Annotated in this window: 16 protein-coding genes; 8 read left to right on the top strand and 8 right to left on the bottom strand. The window is 68.5% G+C overall.

From position 1 onward, the window contains the following. The first annotated feature begins 294 nt into the window (after positions 1-294). The 4 genes from OG798_RS07615 (at position 295) to OG798_RS07600 (ending at position 4,475) form a co-directional block, all read left to right on the top strand. Positions 295-1,017: a molybdopterin-dependent oxidoreductase gene (locus OG798_RS07615; protein WP_328756671.1), complete on the top strand. Its 723-nt coding sequence runs from the start codon at positions 295-297 to the stop codon at positions 1,015-1,017. Continuing rightward, positions 965-1,657, top strand: coding sequence for a cytochrome b/b6 domain-containing protein (locus tag OG798_RS07610; protein WP_328756670.1), 693 nt, complete (start codon positions 965-967; stop codon positions 1,655-1,657). The genes OG798_RS07615 and OG798_RS07610 overlap by 53 nt, the downstream gene beginning before the upstream one ends. 560 nt (positions 1,658-2,217) lie before the next feature. Further along, a complete protein-coding gene (locus tag OG798_RS07605; RefSeq protein WP_328756669.1) occupies positions 2,218-3,837 on the top strand; it encodes a tannase/feruloyl esterase family alpha/beta hydrolase in 1,620 nt (539 codons plus the stop codon). Positions 3,838-3,881: 44 nt separating this feature from the next. Then, entirely contained in the window at positions 3,882-4,475 is a 594-nt protein-coding gene (locus OG798_RS07600; protein ID WP_121417346.1) for a DUF308 domain-containing protein, read from the top strand. Positions 4,476-4,580: 105 nt separating this feature from the next. Here the strand turns inward: OG798_RS07600 and OG798_RS07595 are convergent, their stop codons facing one another. From OG798_RS07595 to OG798_RS07575, 5 genes are all read right to left on the bottom strand, one after another. Continuing rightward, positions 4,581-5,813 carry a cytochrome P450 family protein gene (locus OG798_RS07595; RefSeq protein WP_328756668.1) on the bottom strand — a complete coding sequence of 411 codons (1,233 nt, stop codon included), beginning with the start codon at positions 5,811-5,813 and terminating at the stop codon, positions 4,581-4,583. Positions 5,814-5,952: 139 nt separating this feature from the next. Then, positions 5,953-6,807, bottom strand: a complete 855-nt coding sequence (locus tag OG798_RS07590; RefSeq protein ID WP_121417348.1) for a Bax inhibitor-1/YccA family protein — start codon at positions 6,805-6,807, stop codon at positions 5,953-5,955. A 180-nt stretch (positions 6,808-6,987) separates the two neighbouring features. After that, entirely contained in the window at positions 6,988-7,455 is a 468-nt protein-coding gene (locus OG798_RS07585) for an SsgA family sporulation/cell division regulator (RefSeq protein WP_060897171.1), read from the bottom strand. A gap of 448 nt (positions 7,456-7,903) precedes the next feature. After that, entirely contained in the window at positions 7,904-8,332 is a 429-nt protein-coding gene (locus OG798_RS07580) for a hypothetical protein (protein ID WP_121417349.1), read from the bottom strand. A gap of 428 nt (positions 8,333-8,760) precedes the next feature. Beyond that, positions 8,761-9,189, bottom strand: coding sequence for a hypothetical protein (locus OG798_RS07575; RefSeq protein WP_267060731.1), 429 nt, complete (start codon positions 9,187-9,189; stop codon positions 8,761-8,763). Between the two features lie 359 nt (positions 9,190-9,548). On the opposite strand from OG798_RS07575, the gene OG798_RS07570 reads away from it, so the two are divergent. Together OG798_RS07570 and OG798_RS07565 are read left to right on the top strand one after the other, a co-directional pair. Beyond that, positions 9,549-10,277, top strand: a complete 729-nt coding sequence (locus tag OG798_RS07570) for a FadR/GntR family transcriptional regulator (RefSeq protein ID WP_328756667.1) — start codon at positions 9,549-9,551, stop codon at positions 10,275-10,277. Positions 10,278-10,566: 289 nt separating this feature from the next. Beyond that, positions 10,567-11,724, top strand: a complete 1,158-nt coding sequence (locus tag OG798_RS07565) for a DUF3103 family protein (protein WP_095856494.1) — start codon at positions 10,567-10,569, stop codon at positions 11,722-11,724. A gap of 506 nt (positions 11,725-12,230) precedes the next feature. Here OG798_RS07565 and OG798_RS07560 read toward each other — a convergent pair. Beyond that, a complete protein-coding gene (locus tag OG798_RS07560) occupies positions 12,231-13,718 on the bottom strand; it encodes an FGGY-family carbohydrate kinase (RefSeq protein ID WP_328756666.1) in 1,488 nt (495 codons plus the stop codon). Between the two features lie 564 nt (positions 13,719-14,282). On the opposite strand from OG798_RS07560, the gene OG798_RS07555 reads away from it, so the two are divergent. Next, positions 14,283-14,765 carry a hypothetical protein gene (locus OG798_RS07555; protein WP_257016996.1) on the top strand — a complete coding sequence of 161 codons (483 nt, stop codon included), beginning with the start codon at positions 14,283-14,285 and terminating at the stop codon, positions 14,763-14,765. Positions 14,766-14,802: 37 nt separating this feature from the next. Further along, positions 14,803-15,153 (top strand): hypothetical protein, encoded by a 351-nt coding sequence (locus tag OG798_RS07550; RefSeq protein WP_143669748.1) that lies wholly within the window; start codon positions 14,803-14,805, stop codon positions 15,151-15,153. A gap of 162 nt (positions 15,154-15,315) precedes the next feature. Here OG798_RS07550 and OG798_RS07545 read toward each other — a convergent pair whose 3' ends face one another. Both OG798_RS07545 and OG798_RS07540 read right to left on the bottom strand, forming a co-directional pair. After that, a complete protein-coding gene (locus OG798_RS07545) occupies positions 15,316-15,567 on the bottom strand; it encodes a hypothetical protein (protein WP_328756665.1) in 252 nt (83 codons plus the stop codon). After that, complete coding sequence (locus OG798_RS07540) at positions 15,542-15,733, bottom strand: hypothetical protein (RefSeq protein ID WP_328756664.1); 192 nt, start codon at positions 15,731-15,733, stop codon at positions 15,542-15,544. The genes OG798_RS07545 and OG798_RS07540 overlap by 26 nt, the downstream gene beginning before the upstream one ends. Positions 15,734-15,837: the final 104 nt, after the last annotated feature.

Genomic DNA, 15,837 nt, shown 5'->3' with positions numbered 1-15,837 from the left:
CAGGCCACGTCGGCAGCACTCCTGGGCGCCGGCCCGTGGCCGTCAGATCCGGGTCTCACCCGGAGATGTCGTCTTCACCCACCATGTCTGCGACTCCTCGATACAAGGTCTACGTCACTCACAGCGTAACAGCCGGCGTCTTCGTCCTTCGCCGTCTGGCTCATACGTGTGTCGTCGTGTCGTCAACGGCTTCTTGTTGACAGTACCGAGACCCTATGCAAGCATCGTCACCAGTTTAAACGGTGACGATATCGTGCGAGGTAGAGCTCACACGTGTCCGAAGGAGCACACACCATGGCAGAAAGGCCGAAGCCGCGAGCCGGGGGCGCACCGGTGGGGCGGCGGGCGATGCTCGGCATGCTCGGCGCGGGTGCGGCGGGGCTCGCCGCCGCACCCTGTCTCCAGCGCGGCTGGGAGGGATTCCTCGGTGCCGCCTCTCAGATCGACCCCTCGGGCTTGACCGGTCTGCTGCCCAATCCGGGCGGCTTCCGGTACTACAGCGTCGTCGGCTCGGTGCCGCACAAGGACGAGACGAACTACGAACTCACGGTCGGCGGACTGGTGGAGTCGCCGAAGACCTACACTCTCGACGCGTTGCGCGCGATGCCGCAGACCCGGGTCGTCCACGACGTCGTATGCACCGACGGATGGCGCGTGGAGAAGACGCCCTTCGAGGGAGTGAAGCTGGCGGACATCCTTGACGACGCTGGGGTGCGTCCCCCGGGCGCGGCGATTCGGTTCACCTGCTTCGACGGCGCCTTCAGCGAGAGTGTCACGCTGGAACAGGCGCGCCGCTCGGACGTCCTGATGGCGCTGAACATGCAGGACAAGCCCATCACTCACGCGCACGGCGGACCGGTCCGCCTCTACGTAGCCCCCATGTACTTCTACAAGTCGGCCAAGTGGCTGTCCGGCATCTCGGTCACCGACAAGGTCGTTCCCGGCTACTGGGAGGAGCGCGGTTATGCGGTCGACGGCTGGCTCGACGGCGCCGACCGGCACAGCGACGCGGCCTGAACACGAGGGCCGGGTGCGCCGCTTCGGCACCGCCGAGCGTATGGTCCACCGAGCCACGGGCTACTTGATGCTGCTGTGCCTGGTCTCCGCCGCCTGCCTCTACCTCGGGCCGCTGGCCCAGCTCGTCGGACGGCGGCACCTGATGGTCACGGTCCACGAGTGGTCTGGCATCTCGCTGCCCCTGCCCTTCCTGCTCGGGCTCTTCTCTCCGGCCTTCCGTGCGGACCTGCGCAGGCTGAACCGCTTCGCGGTGTACGACCGGCAGTGGCTGCGCGCCGTCCGCAGGCGCCGTACCTCGCCCGAGGCCCGCCCGGCCGGCAAGTTCAATGCGGGCCAGAAGCTCTACGCGGGCTGGATCGCCGGCGCCGTGCCGGTGATGATGTTCACCGGCCTGCTGATGTGGTTCATGGGGCTGCTGCCCTTCATCTCCCGCACCAGTGCGATCTTCGTCCATGACCTCCTGGCCTGGGCGATCACCTTCGTCGTGCTCGGACACATGCGCATGGCGTTCGGGGATCCCGAGGTGAGGCTGGGGATGCGCACCGGATATGTCACCCGGTCGTGGGCGCAGCGGCACCACTCGCGTTGGCTGAAGGAAGAGCGGGCGAGTGACGTGTCCGAGCAAACGGATAAAGTTTGATGTATCCCTCAGGCGAGGACAGTCTGCCCTCTTGAGGCACCGGCCCGGAACGTCTGCCCTCTCCCCGCCGAGGGTGGCGCATGGGCGGAGCGCGGCGGCGGTCTGTACCTGGTTGACGCGCTGGCGCGCACTGGAACACCTCTCCGAGCGGCCGGGCAAGACCGTCGGGCTCGAGATGGACATCCCCGAGGCGGAGCGGCGGACCGTCGAATGACCTAACACGTCCGTCATGGCGCTCGGTCACTGCTCCTGGGTGTGGACCGTCAACTGACTGTTGTCGGGACATGTGGCGCCTGGCCAGAGTGGGACCGGGTCGAGGACGACCGCCCACTGGATCACCGGGATTCAATCCATTTTGCTTCGTCACCTGCTTAACGGGTGATAGTGTCTGGATCAGTCTTCGGCGAGCAGTGGCTGCCTCGGCTCGCACACACGAGCCACGGAGAGATACGTGCGGACGTCGTCCGCGGTGAAACCTACGCTCCACCCACTCCGGCTCATGTGACGTGCCTATGTGCCGCCGTGGCCAGGCGCACACCTCCTTCTTCGATGGGAAAGCAATGAGACGACTTCTGACTGTCCTCGCGGCCGGTGTGCCGCTGGCTGCGGCGGTGTACCTGCCGACCGCCTCGGCGGAGCCCGAGAACGGTTCCGCCTCCGCGTCGTTCGCGTGCTCGGCGCGGTCCGTGAAGGCCCCGGCCGGCACCAAGGTGGAGTCCGTGACGGCGGTGCGCCAGGCGGGCGGCACCATCATCGGTACCGGGGTCCTGGGCGGTTCGGTCTCCGGCGTCCCCGCCTACTGCGAGGTGACGGTCACCCTCACCCACCCTGGCGACGGCGACCATGCCAAGGTGCGGACCTGGCTGCCCGTCAGCGGCTGGAACGGCCGCTTTCAGGCGATCGGCGGCGCCGCCTACCTGGCCGGCGACAACGGCGTCGGTCTGGGCACCGCGGTCAAGAACGGCTACGCCGCCGTCAGCACCGACGCCGGTGTCAAAGACGTCCTCGACACCGACTGGGCGCTGAACAGCAACGGCCAGGTCAACAATGCGCTGCTGAAGAACTTCGCCTCCCGCTCCCAGCACGAGGCCGCGGTTGTCGGCAAGGAGGTCGTCGACGGGGTCTACGGCAAGGGCCCCGCCCACTCCTACTTCAACGGCTGCTCCACCGGAGGTCGCCAGGGCTACATGGAGGCCCAGCGCTACCCCGACGACTACGACGGCATCCTCGCCAACGCTCCCGCCGTCAACTGGGACGAGTTCGAGGTCGCCACCCTGTGGCCGCAGGTGGTCATGAACAACGAGAAGACCTACCCGTCGAAGTGTGAGTTCGACGCCTTCACCAACGCCGCGGTCAAGGCCTGCGACTCGCTCGACGGCGTCAAGGACGGTCTGGTCAACGACCTGTCCCGCTGCGACTTCGACCCGCGCACGCTGATCGGCACCAAGGTCGTGTGCGACGGCAAGGAATTGACCATCACGGCGGCCGACGCGGCCGTGGTGCGCAAGATCTGGGACGGTCCGCGTACCGCCTCAGGCAAGAAGCTGTGGTCCGGCGTCCCGGTCGGAGCCGACCTCTCGGCCCTCGCCGGCCTCACCGAGCCCGACGCCGACGGCAACGTCGCGGGCGCGCCGTTCCCGGTGCCCGCCGCCTGGGTCAAGCTCTGGGTGGCGAAGGACCCGTCCCTCGACATCTCGAAGATCACCTACAGCCGGTTCACGCAGCTGTTCAAGCAGTCCCAGGCCGAGTACGACAAGGTCATCGGCACGGACGACCCGGACCTGTCCGGCTTTCGCAGGTCGGGCGGCAAGCTGCTGACCTGGCACGGCCTGGCCGACCAGTACATCCCCACCCAGGGCACCGTGCAATACCGCGAGCGGGTCGAGCGGGAGATGGGCGGCGCCAAGCGGGTCGACGACTTCTACCGTCTCTTCCTCGCCCCGGGCACCGTCCACTGCGGCCTGAACAAGGGTGACGGCACGACCGACGACCTCGGCGCCCTGACCGCCTGGGTCGAGCATGGCAAGGCGCCCACGACCCTGCCCGCCACCCTGACCAACGCCTCCCAGCAGAGCGTCACCCGCGACCTGTGCAACTACCCGCGGGTGTCCCGCTACAAGGGCCACGGCGACCCCGCCGTCGCCTCCAGCTTCCGGTGCGTCTCCCCGTCCTGGCACTGACCGGGCCGACGCCGACCCCCTGACCTGAGAAAGGCCGAACTCACATGAGCATGCAGACATCGACGCCGGCGTATCCGGCGGCCGCGGCGGGCGAGCGCTCCTCCCTGCTGAGGCTGTACCTGGGCCGCGGTGTCCTGGCCGTGGCGTGGGCCCTGGCGTTCGCCGGAGCCCACGAGGACGTCGACGCCGTGGCGATCACACTGCTGGTCGTCTACCCGCTGATCGACGCGGTGTCCTCACTGATCGACTACCGGGCCCTCCCCGCCGGATCGGAGCGCCGGGTCACGGCGTTCAACGGGGTGCTGAGCACGCTCGCCGCCATCGTGGTCGGTGTCGCCGGGGCCGGTGGCGTGGCGCCGGTGCTCCATGTGTTCGGCACCTGGGCCGTCGTCTCCGGGGCGGCCCAGGTGGCCGTCGGCCTCCGTCGGCGCGGCCCCGAGCTGGGCAAGCAGTGGCCGATGCTGATCGCGGGTGGGCTGTCCTTCCTCGTCGGCATCTTCTACAACATCCAGGCCGCGGGCGACGATCCCTCGCTCGACGTGCTCTCGGTCTACGCCACGGGCGGCGGGGTGTTCTTCATCGTCCAGGCGGGCCTGCTGGGCTGGAAGGCCCGCCAGCTGCGCACGCGGACCGTTTGACAGCCGTATCCCTTCTGTTCCGTCCCGGCCCGCGCCTTACGGCGAGGGCCGGGACGTTTCTCGTGCGGGGTCGTCCTTCCCGGAACTGAAGCGAGGTGTCTGTCGTCAGCCGACGCGATAGCGCACCGGAAGGGACAGCACGCCGCGGATGATGCCGGAGCCGATCCACGCCAAGGAGTCCGCCGGGGCGGCGAGTTCCAGTTCGGGTACGCGGGAGAGCAGGGTGCGCAGGGCGATGCTCGTCTCCAGGCGGGCGAGTGGGGCGCCCAGGCAGTGGTGGATGCCGTGGCCGAAGGCCAGATGACGGGCGCCCGGCCGGGTCACGTCGAGAACGGCCGGGTCGTCGTCCTCGGCCTGCGGGGCGTCGCGCCCCGCCGCACCGAGAGCGACGACGACCATGCTGCCCCTGGGAATCGGCACCCCGCCCAGTTCGATGTCCTCGGCCGCGTAGCGGCTGGTGGAGCGCTCGACGGAGGTGTCGTAGCGCAGGAACTCCTCCACCGCGCCGGGCATCAGCTCGGGCCGCTCGCGCAACAGCCCCAGCTGCTCGGGGTGTTGCAGCAGGGCCAGCACGGCGTTGCCCAACAGGTTCACGGTGCTCTCGTGACCGGCGACGATCAGCATCATGGCCGTGCCCACCAGTTCCTCCTCGGTCAGCCGGCCGTCCTCCTCGTCGCGTACGGCGACCAGGGCGGACAGCAGGTCGTCCTGGGGGCGGCGGCGTTTGTCCGCGACAAGATCGGCCAGCAGCCCGTGCAGACCGGCCAGTGCCGGGCGGTGCTCGGGCGAGGCCACCCGGAGCGCATGGGCCGACCAGCGGCGGAAGTCCGGGTGGTGCTCCTCGGGGATGCCGAGGAGTTCGGAGATGACCGTGGCCGGCAGTGGTGCGTTGAACACCTCGACGAGGTCGGCCTCGCCCGCCGGCGGCAGCGCGTCGATCAGGTCGTGGGCGATCCGCTCGATGCGCGGCGCCAGTTCAGCCGTACGGCGTGGCGTGAAGGCGGCCGAGGCCAGTCGGCGCAGACGGGTGTGCTCGGGCGGGTCGGCCTCCATCATCTGCGCGCCGAGCCCGACCGAGGGTTTGTGGAGGACGTAGCCGGCGGCGGCCAGGGCATCGGCGGCGGGCGTGGCGTCCTTGAGCAGGGCGGGGTGGGTCAGCGCCTCCCGGGCCAGGTCGTGGCCGACGATCACCCAGCCCTTCAGTCCGAGGTGGAACTCGGCCGGATGGATGGGCCCGAACCCCCGCAGCCGGGCGTACCGCGCGGGAGCGTCCGCCTTGAAGGCGGGATCGATGACCACCCGGCCGTCCTGGTCCGGGCATTCCTCATGGGGGTTCAAGACGTGTCTCTCCCGTTCCGGCGGTCAGGTCGTCGCCATGAGAACGAGCCGCGTGCCGTGAAGGTTCAGCCGGCGGACCCGCGCACGGACACGTTTGAGGGGCATGCGCGGTGCGCATGCCCCTCAAACGCCGGAGAACTCAGTTGTCACTGTTGAAGATGGTCAGCACGCGCAGCACCTCCAGGTAGATCCACACCAGCGTCATGGTGAGTCCGAAGGCGGCCAGCCACGCCTCCTCGCGCGGGGCACCGTAGGCGACGGCATCCTCGACCTGCTTGAAGTCCAGGGCGAGGAAGGCCGCGCCGAGCAGGATGCCGATGACGCCGAAGAGGATGCCGAGGCCGCCGCTGTTGAAGCCGAGGCCGTTTCCCGCGCCGAAGGCGGAGAAGAGGAGGTCGGCGACCAGCAGCAGGAGAAAGCCGGTCGCTGCGGCGGCGACGAACCCGGTGAACCTCTGAGTCACGCGGATCCAGCGCATCCGGTACGCGACGAGCACGCCCGCGGACACCGCGAAGGTGCCGAGCACCGCCTGCACGACCACACCCGGCGCGATGTAGGTCGAGATCGTGCTGGAGAGCACGCCGAGGAAGACACCCTCGAACGCCGCGTACCCGAGGATCAGCGCCGGGGACGGTGTCCGCTTGAAGGCCTGGACCATCGACAGGACGAAGGCGACGAGAGCCGCGCCCATGGCGATGCCGTAGGACCGGCCGATGTTCGCCTCGTCGACGGGCAGCGCGAGCCAGGACAGCACCGCCGCCAGGGCCACGGTGCCGAGCGTCGTCCCGGTGCGGACGATGACGTCGTCCATCGTCACCGCGGTCCCGTCGGTCCGGGGCGACGTGTCGGCACCGGGGGCGTAGGGGTTGGTCGCGTAGTCGTCCGTCGGCCGGCCTCCGACCGTGGCACCCACCGGCCGGTGCGCGTAGGCGTCGGCCGGGCCGGCGTCACGGGCGGCACCCCAGCGGGAAAAGATCGGGTTGCTGGTTCTCACGTCATTCTCCTCGTCCGCCGCACACTCGCGGCCTGCGGCAAAGCGTTGTCATCGGATGCCCGGGATGGCATACGTGTGGCACTGGCCATGTATCGGGCCGACGACGGCAACCCTGTTCGTCACCACTCTGACAGGTGACGAAATGAGAAGCAAGTCATCCATACGTCCGTCCGGTGGCGGTCATTCGGACGGTGCCCCCGGGCCGTCCAGCAGCTCCACGAGGAAGTTCTCCCAGTCCAGACCGTCCATCTCCGCCTCGGCCGAGGTGACCCGGTAGGTCGCGTCGAGCCACTCCGCCAGCGGCGCGACGGGCACCTCGAACAGAGCCTCCACCTCCTGCGATTCGAGAAGCAGCCAGGACGAGGGCCGCTCCCTGGGCAGCGCCGGCCACATCCGTACGTCGCCGCAGCCGCTCATCGACGTCAGACCGCGATGCAGGAGTTCGCGGCCGATGCGCCAGATGAGACTCGGTCCTCGTTCCGCCAGGAACTCGACCGTGATCACCGCGGGCATGTCCGGGTCGAAACGGAACTCCGCACGTATCGGCAGCGGGGTGAACTCATCAACCATCTGGTCGAGGTCCAGGAACAGCGAAGTTATGAGCTCGGGCGCCGAACGCGCCTGCAGGGGTGACTGATCGCGATGCATGACGGGAGTTCCCCTCCGTGGGGCGAAGTCTGTGCCAACAACTCTTCGCCGGGAACAGAAACCGCACATCGGTCACTTGACGGTCAAAGGACGGCCTGGAGCGGGGAAGTCGACGGGGCGCCGATGCCGGTGCGCGTCGCTTCTGGGAGGCGTCGAACGGACCGCGCAGCGCGTGACGTAAGTCAATTGGCTGCGGCGGCCGCGAGTCGGCGGGCGGGATGAGCCGTCCGGCCGAGACCCACTGTGCGTGCGTCTTTTCAACCCCGCCGTCGACAAGCTCACCGACTTCTTCATTGCCCGCCTGGTCAAGTGATCGACACAACACCACGGCCGACCGCACCGGCCTGCACGGCGATATGACGAAGGGGCCGACAGCTCACGCTGCCGGCCCCTCATCGTGTGAGCCGCGCCGCACCGTTGGCCCTGCGGATCAGGGGCCGGTGGTGCGTCACTTCGCCTGTAGGGGCCCCGCGAAGGACTTGCGGAGCGACGCGGGAGCGGCCAGGGGAAGGAGCGCGGCGAGCATCTTGCCCTTGACCGTGCTCGGCTGCCGCGTCAGCTCGACGTCGACGCGGGTGCCGTCGTCCTCGGGGGTCATCCGGAAGACCCAGCCGCCGCCGGCTCCGAAGAGCTTGGAGTCGAGCGTGGTGATGGTGACCGTGTCACCGGCCGGCCCCCACTCGTAGCGTGCGCGCTCCCAGGCCGCGGCCGTCCCCTCGGTGACCTCGGCCCAGGTGTCACCGAGTTCGTGGACCTCGAAGTGTGCGGTGTCGATCGTGGGCCAGGCCTCGGCGCGTGAGGGGCCGAAGTCGGTCAGCACCTCCAGCACGTCCTTCGGGCCGAGCTTGGAGATGAGATGGAACCGCACGACTGCCATGGGATGTCCTCACCGAGAAGTAACCATTCTGACCGGTGACGAGAGATTCTCACGGCGTCTCGTCACCTGTCAAGATGGTTACTCTGAAGGGTGTTCGGTCACCTGTCAGGAGGATCACGTGAGGCATGTGTTTCCGTGCGGGACGCTCACGCTCGGCTTCGTGGACACCCTGAAGGCGGCGGGCGCCGGTTCCGATCGGGCGGATCCGCTTCACCGGGCTGCTCGACTCCTGGTTCGTCGAGTCCGGGCTGCTCGACGAGAAGCCCGGATCCGGTCAGGCGGATGACTCGTTGCTCAAGCGTGTGCTCAGGAGGGCGCCGGACAGGCATCTGCCCACTTCAGGCGCCCTCCTTCTCTACTGAGAAGAAGCCCAGCTTCTTCGGCGAGTACGACACCAGCAGATTCTTCGTCTGCTGGTGGTATACGGGCTACACGTTGCTGACCAGTGCACAAAGCGACTTCCCGCACTCGGAGCGGTTCGTTACGGCATCCTCGGCGGCTGGGCTGGTGAGGTGGGGCCGCTGGTTCGGCTTTGCCGGCCAGGTGGTTGCGGGGTGCCCGTCCCACCATTTCCGTTCGCTGCCGCGGGGATCCTGGACGACTTGGTGAGCGGAGTCGTGGTTGTTGTGGGCGTAGGACATGATCTGGCGAGTATCGGTGTCGTAGGCGGGCCAGAGCACTTCTTTGCCCGTGGCGAAGTCGGCCCACGTCTGGTGGAGTGTCTCGGTCAGGTCCAGGCTGTGGCAGGCGCCGACGCCGACCTGCTTGTCGTTGGGCGCGACCTGCGAGCGTCGGCCGGAAGCTCCGCGGTACGGGCAGCTGCGATACGGTCGAAGCTGCTTGCAGGACCTGCACATCCCCTGCTCACCATGAGAGGCGATCTCTCAACAGCCGGTCCGCCGGTGTCCTTGATGCATCTCCCCGAACCGCGGGGTGCGACCTGTCGGAGGGCCCTGCGCCCCACGGGGCGACGCACGGGCGCCCCGCCGACGGACCGGCTCCAGCGGAGGCCCAGGCCCACACTGCTCGTCCGCGTGCTCGTTCTCTGCACGCGGACCGTGCGCAACTGCTATGCGCCATCAGGCAATTGACGTGGCGGTCGGGGGGCTGCTTCACTGGGGCAGTGGCTGAGCCACTAGACCAAGAAGTCGCTGAACCAGTGGGCCACTAGACCAGTGAGCCGCTGAACCATTGACCGAAGCCTGGGAGATCCTCCGTGGCCGTCGAAAGCATTCTGCGCCGAACCGTGGTCGACCTGCTTGAAGCGCGGCTGCGTGACGACATTCTGAGCGGCACGCACGAACCCGGATCCTTGCTGCCCCCCGAGAGGGAGCTGGCCGCCGGGTACGGGGTCACCCGTACGACCTTGAAGCACGCGCTGACCCGGTTGGAGCAGGCGGGACTGCTGAGCACCAGGCACGGCATCGGCACGCGCATTCTGGATTACCTGCGGGTCGGCGGCGCCGACCTGCTTCCGATGCTGGCCGCACAGGACCCCATGTGGCTGCGGGAGGTCTTCGAGGTGCGGCGGCAGATCGGCACCCTGATCGCCGGCCGTGCGGCCGACCGGCGCACGGAACGACAGGCCCGGCGGCTGGAACACCTGCTGCGTCAGGTCGCGGACGGCTCGGACGCCGACGCCGTCCAGCTCGCCGACGTGGAAGTGCATCGTGAACTGGCGCGGGCCACGGGGAACCGGGTCTATCTGCTCCTCACGAACACGCTGTTCAACGCCTACCTTCCGGTACGGGCCTCGCTGCGGGCGCCGTTCGAGGACGCGGCGCGGGCGACGGACCGGCTCGCGCCGGTGGTACGGGCCGTGGTCGACCGGGACGGCGAGGAGGCGCGGCGCGCGGCGGAGAGGTATCTGGCCGGCACCGAGAAGATCATGCTCGGTTCGCTGAGCAGTTCTCGCGGGCGGCCGACCGCCGACGGTCCCCGGTAGCCGCGCTTCCCGGCGGCGACTCCGGGCCCGCCGGCTCCCGTCGAGGCGAGGTGTGTGCGGCGAAGCGGCCCAGCCTCGGAGTGGCCCCGATCATGCACGGATGCCCGTTCGTCCCACGTTTCCTCCATTGTCATGCATAGGTCAATGCTGACGCCCTGGTGAACGCCCGGAGGGGTGGGACCAGGTGCGCGGCCGCGACCCCTCAGGTGCCCGAGGCAATCCGGGCCCATCACCCCAGGACGGCCGCCCGTTCACCGTGGGCGCGGCGGCGACCAACAACACAAGGAGCATGGTGAGCAGATCAAGCAAGAGACGCGGCGTCCTCATCGGTGTGATGCTGTCCGCGGTCATCGGCGGCACCGCCCAGCCGGCGATCGCCGCGCCGGTGCGGGACACCGGGGACCAGGCCACGCCGTTCCGGCAGTCTCCGGTGCGGTCGACCGAGCAGGAGATCGCGCGGGCGCTGTCCGCCTCGCTGCGCGACCCGCAGTGGCGCGAGCAGGTCCGTGCGGCCGCGCTCGGCACCGAGGACGTGGACCTCCAGGCGCTGGCGGGCAGGACCGCCGCTCCGGAGGGCAAGAACCTGTTCGCTTCCGTCTCTGCCGCGGACCGTCGCATCGCGGGCCTGAAGGGCCTGCCCGCGTCGACCGGGTCGCTACTGCGCGTTCGGCTGGGCGCGCCGTCCATGCGGTCGCACCTGAATGCCGAAGTCACTCCCTGGATCGCCGTCGCCGCGGCCGCCGACGACGCCAAGACCATCACGGCATACGACAGCCAGGGCCACGCCCACGCCGTCGACACCGCGCGCGTCCCCGACCGCCCGCTGTACGTCCTGGACATCGACGTCACCAAGGCTCACCGGGCCGGCCTGAAGGTGCTGCAGAAGGCCTTCGCCGACAAGGGGCTGACCTCCCTGCCGTCGAAGGTGGCGAACAGCGCCGACGCCGCGAGCGCGGCGGGCTGGTGGGCGACCAAGGTCACGGCCGTCGAGGTGAACGACGACCAGGAGCCCTGGTTCAAGGGATCCGCCGAGATGTTCTCGCTGGTGACCGGCTTCGGCCAGGACGGCACGGCGCGCGTCGACTCGGTGGACATGCCCTACCTGGACTACGACGGCACCGTCTACTACCCGAACCAGATCCTGGTCAACTGGTCGAACTACAAGTACAACCTGGCCGACGTCGTCATGATGGAGGACGACGACGGCACCAACTACCGTGCGCTGGCACAGGCGATCACCACGGCGCTGCTCACCGTGACCGACCAGGGCACCTACATCCCGTTGGTGAACGCGGTCCTGAGCGCGATACCCGACAGCTGGTTCACTGACGACCCCGACTACGTGGAGTCCTGGTACACCCTCGCCCGGAACTCCTCGGGCCGGCTGAACGGCGCTTCGGGCAACGGCTGGATGACCGTCGAGCCCTACTTCGTCGAGGAGTTCTAGACCTCGCACGCCAGCGCGGACCGGCCGCCGCACGTCGGTGAACGCGCCGGTCCGCGCCGAGGACACGGCTGTCGTGCCGGAGGCCGCATGCCCCCGACACCACGGCGCAGCCGTGCCCGGCACTGACCAAGAGGGGCGCCTGCCGGACATCTGACCTGGCCAGGCGCCCCTTTTCTGCGACCGGAAGAAGCCCAGCCGCTGCGCCGAGTAGGACACCAGGAGGCGCTTCGTCTGCTGGTGATGCATGGCCTGCGCGCCTCTGAGCAGCACGAATGCGGTTGAGGGAGCGGTATGTCGGCCCTGGCTGACCATCTTGGAGCGGGCTGGAGGCCGTGGAGCGAGCACCGCAGAGTGTTGAGCGAGGTCGGTTCCTCCGCGCCGACGGGAAAACCGTGGACGGCCGTTGCGGGGAGAGGTTCCGGGAGCCGTGGTGGTTCGGCGTGCGGTACTCGTCGTCCGGCTTCAGGACCGGACACGGAACGGGGCGGGCAGGGCGTAGGGCGACGTCACGTGGTATCTACTTCACGGCCGGTGTTCTGGTCGTGGGCCAGGGCGTGGGTGACCGCGGTGGTGCTCTCGTACAGGACCCGGTACTGGGTGAACCGGCGGTCGTAGACACCCGCGGTGGCGGGATCGGGCCGGACCACCGATTCCGCCGGATTCCAGGCCGCGATGTCCGGTCGGCCGATCAGCCCGGCGGCGAGGAAGGCGGCACCGTAACTGGCACCGATGGTCGTGCGGGCGACGATCTGTTCGAGACCGCTGACATCGCTGACGATCTGAGGCCACAGTCCGCCCCGGGTGCCGCCGCCGACCGCCACGATCCGCCGGATGTCGGCGCCGGCCGCGAGCATCGTCTCGACGTTGTGCCGGACACCGTAGGCGGTGGCCTCCAGCGCCGCCCGCATCAGGTCGGCCCGGGTGTGACCCAGCGTCAGGCCCGCGATCACGCCCCGGGCGTCGGGGTCCATGACGGGTGTCCGTTCCCCGGCGAAGTACGGCAGCATCACCAGGCCGTTCGCACCCGGGGGCGAGGCGGCCGCCTCGTCGAACAGCACGCCGAGGTCGGCGTCGCCGAAGAGGTGCCCGAGCCAGTCGGTGACGGCTCCGGAGGTGGCCATACCGCCGGCCAGGCAACGGGTGCCGGGCAGGGCGCCGACCGTGGACCACATCGACGGGCTGGTCACGAGCCGGTCGACGGTGTTCACCAGGAACATGGTGGTGCCGTACATCAGCATCAGGTCGCCGACGCCGTGGCCGCCGACGCTGATGGCCTCGCTCCAGGCGTCGATCGTCCCCACGATGACCGGCGTCCCGGCCGGGACGCCCGGGACGGGCGTGCTCACCCGGCCGGCCTCCTCGCCCGGCCAGCGCAGCGGGGGGAGTTCGATGCCGGGTGCGATGTGCTCGGCCCACTCGGGGATCCAGCGCTGTTCGTGGATGTCGAACAGCGGGGTGCACTGGCTGGCGGAATGCAGGTCCAGCACGTAGGCGCCGGTCAGCCGGTGGGCGAGCCACGAGGCAGGCATGAGGAGGCGGCGGGCGCGTGCCCACACCCCGGGCTCCCGCTCGCGGATCCAGGCGAGTTTCGGCCCGACGGCCTGGGACGACAGCGCCGAACCGCACCTGCGGAAGACGGTGTCCGACCCCAACTCCCGGTTCAGCCGGGCGATCTGGTCCTCGGCGCGGGTGTCCACCCCGTACAGCACCGCCGGACGCACCGGCTGCCCCGCGTCATCGACCAGAAGGGTGCACGGGCCCATGCCGCTGACTCCGACGGCGCGGACGGTGACGTCGTCGCGATCGAGCAACTCGGACGCGAGCGAGACGAACTCGTCCCACCACACATGTGCGTCCATCTCGACGTGCCCCGGCCGGGGACGGTCGACCACGTGACTGCGTACGGCCTCACCCAGGATGCGGCCGGCAGTGTCGACCACCACGCCCTTGGTGCTGGAGGTGCCAACGTCAACTCCGAAGACGACGTCGATCATGTACTGCCTCCCTTGGCGCCGGGTGCGCCACCGTAGGTTGTCGCTCGGTCCGCCGCAGTTCAGCCGGACGGCTGCCGGAGATGTCGTCACATCTGTACCTCGGACGAGCGCGGCGGCACCCCCGGGTCTCCATGGCAGAACCCAAATACCGGATCCGCGCCCAGTACACGGACTTCTTGGCCTGCTGGTGGTACAGAGGTAGCGCATCGCTGACCAGCGCACAAAGCGCCCGTCGAGACTTTGGCAGGATCGCCGGCCCGGAAACCGTGCACCGGTCTATCCGGAGGCTTCCATCAGCCGGAGTGGCAACAGATGTCACGGTCCCAGTGTTCGAACAGGCCCAGCAAGACCACATGCGTGGTGGGTGATGCTGGATCGAGCCGAAGTCGCAGGTGCCGGTTGTTGTGAGGGGCCTGGTCGGTGCTGTGAAGTCTGCGCCTGGATGGCCTGACATGTATTCAATTGACGGCGTGCAATCAACGATGAAACGGTGAAGCGGCGCCACCAATGAGGCGCTTCGTACACCAACTCCCCGCTGACCACGGGGAGAACAGAGGGGAACGCATGCTTCACAACACTTCCGTCAAGGCAGGGCTGTCTGCTGCTGCCGTCATATCGGCCCTGCTGATTCCGGCAGCCGGTTCCGCGTCCGCCGCGCCCGCCGTCTCAGGGAAGACCGTCACCGCGGCGGCCGACAGTTTTGACGCCAAGTGCAGGAGCCACAGCCGCAACTACGTCCTGAAGAAGTACTACCGCCAGGTGCCCGTCGGCCCCCCCACCTTTTACACCCTGCGCTGCGGCACAAGCACGTGGGGCTGGAAGCACATCAAGGCGGGGCACGGCTGGGACAGTACGATGGACCGGAAGATAGGCGCTGCCATCGGGTCCGGGGACGCCAATGGCCGCGGTGGTTACTCCACCTACGCCAATCAGTGCCCGCGAGTGGAGAAGTTCCGCACCATCATCGGTACCCCGGCCGCTAGGAACGACCTCCTGACGGCCTACAAGGTCGACCAGCCGGCCGCCGCCGGCGCTGCTCGCTGCTGAACATGGTGTTGGGGTGCGGGCCGAGGTGAAAGGGTGGTTGACCACTGTGGAGGAACAGACACCAGCCGAGCAGGCCCTGAGCCGCTCGTACGTCACCGCTGACGGACTGCGGTTCGACGTCATCGACATGACGGTCGAGCACCATCCGGACCGCAGCGCGACGTTGACGTACTGGCTGACTGTAGGCCGCCAAGACCACCCGGGCGAACGTTGGGTCGTCGCCCTCCCCTGGGACGACAAGTCCTGGGCGGATGTGCTCGCCTCGCCCGCACCCCCTTCCGACCGACTGCTGCAGCTCGTGCACCTCGTCCACGCCCATCTGGAAGAGTGGTGGGACACGAAGGGACACAACCGGAAGTCAGCAAAGATGGGACGGCGACTTACCTGACCCATCCCGCCCACGCAGCCAACACCTCCTTCCGTCAGGCGAAGTCGCGTGTCTGGCGCTGCGCGGCTTCAAAGATCTCGGTGTGGGCAACCTTGAGGGCGTCCTCGGCGTTCAGGGTTCCATGCCTGGCGACTTCCCACCCTTTCTGTGGAATCGAAGATGTCAAGCGGTGTGCTTGTGGATCACGCCGAGATAGTGGCGTTCACGATGGGGCACGTGGTCGTCACGGCCAGGCGTGAAGAACACCGCGCAGACGTTGGCGGGTTGGGTAAGGATGCTGGATTGCTCTCCGAACGTGAGGCGGTCGTTGACGTCGTGGCGGCAGTCGACTGCATCAAGGGCAGCGACCAGGTCTTCTCGGGGCACTGTGGACGGGTAGGACTCCGAGTCAGGCAAGACCAGCGGCGGCAACATGGTCGTCGAGCCTGGCCGGAGCCTGATCCAGATTCCGCTTACGGATAGCGGGGTGCGGGCGTCCTGGACCCAGGAGATCCTCGGCCTCGGTCAGCGGCATGCCGCAGCGAAGCGGGCCGATATGGCCGGTCCGGGCGAAGTCGACGAGCACGTTCATCAAGGTCACGGCAGTGACTCTGGCATCTTCTCGCGCCGGCCCACACCTGGATAATGCTCGAGGGGTCCTCAGTACGGCTCACCAGGTCGGCACGATCGTGTGCGGGCGGTGAT

It is taken from the genome of Streptomyces sp. NBC_00271 (assembly GCF_036178845.1).
Lineage (GTDB): Bacteria > Actinomycetota > Actinomycetes > Streptomycetales > Streptomycetaceae > Streptomyces.
The sequence above is the reverse complement of the archived record's forward strand: the minus strand, read 5'-3'. Positions and strand labels throughout refer to the sequence as shown.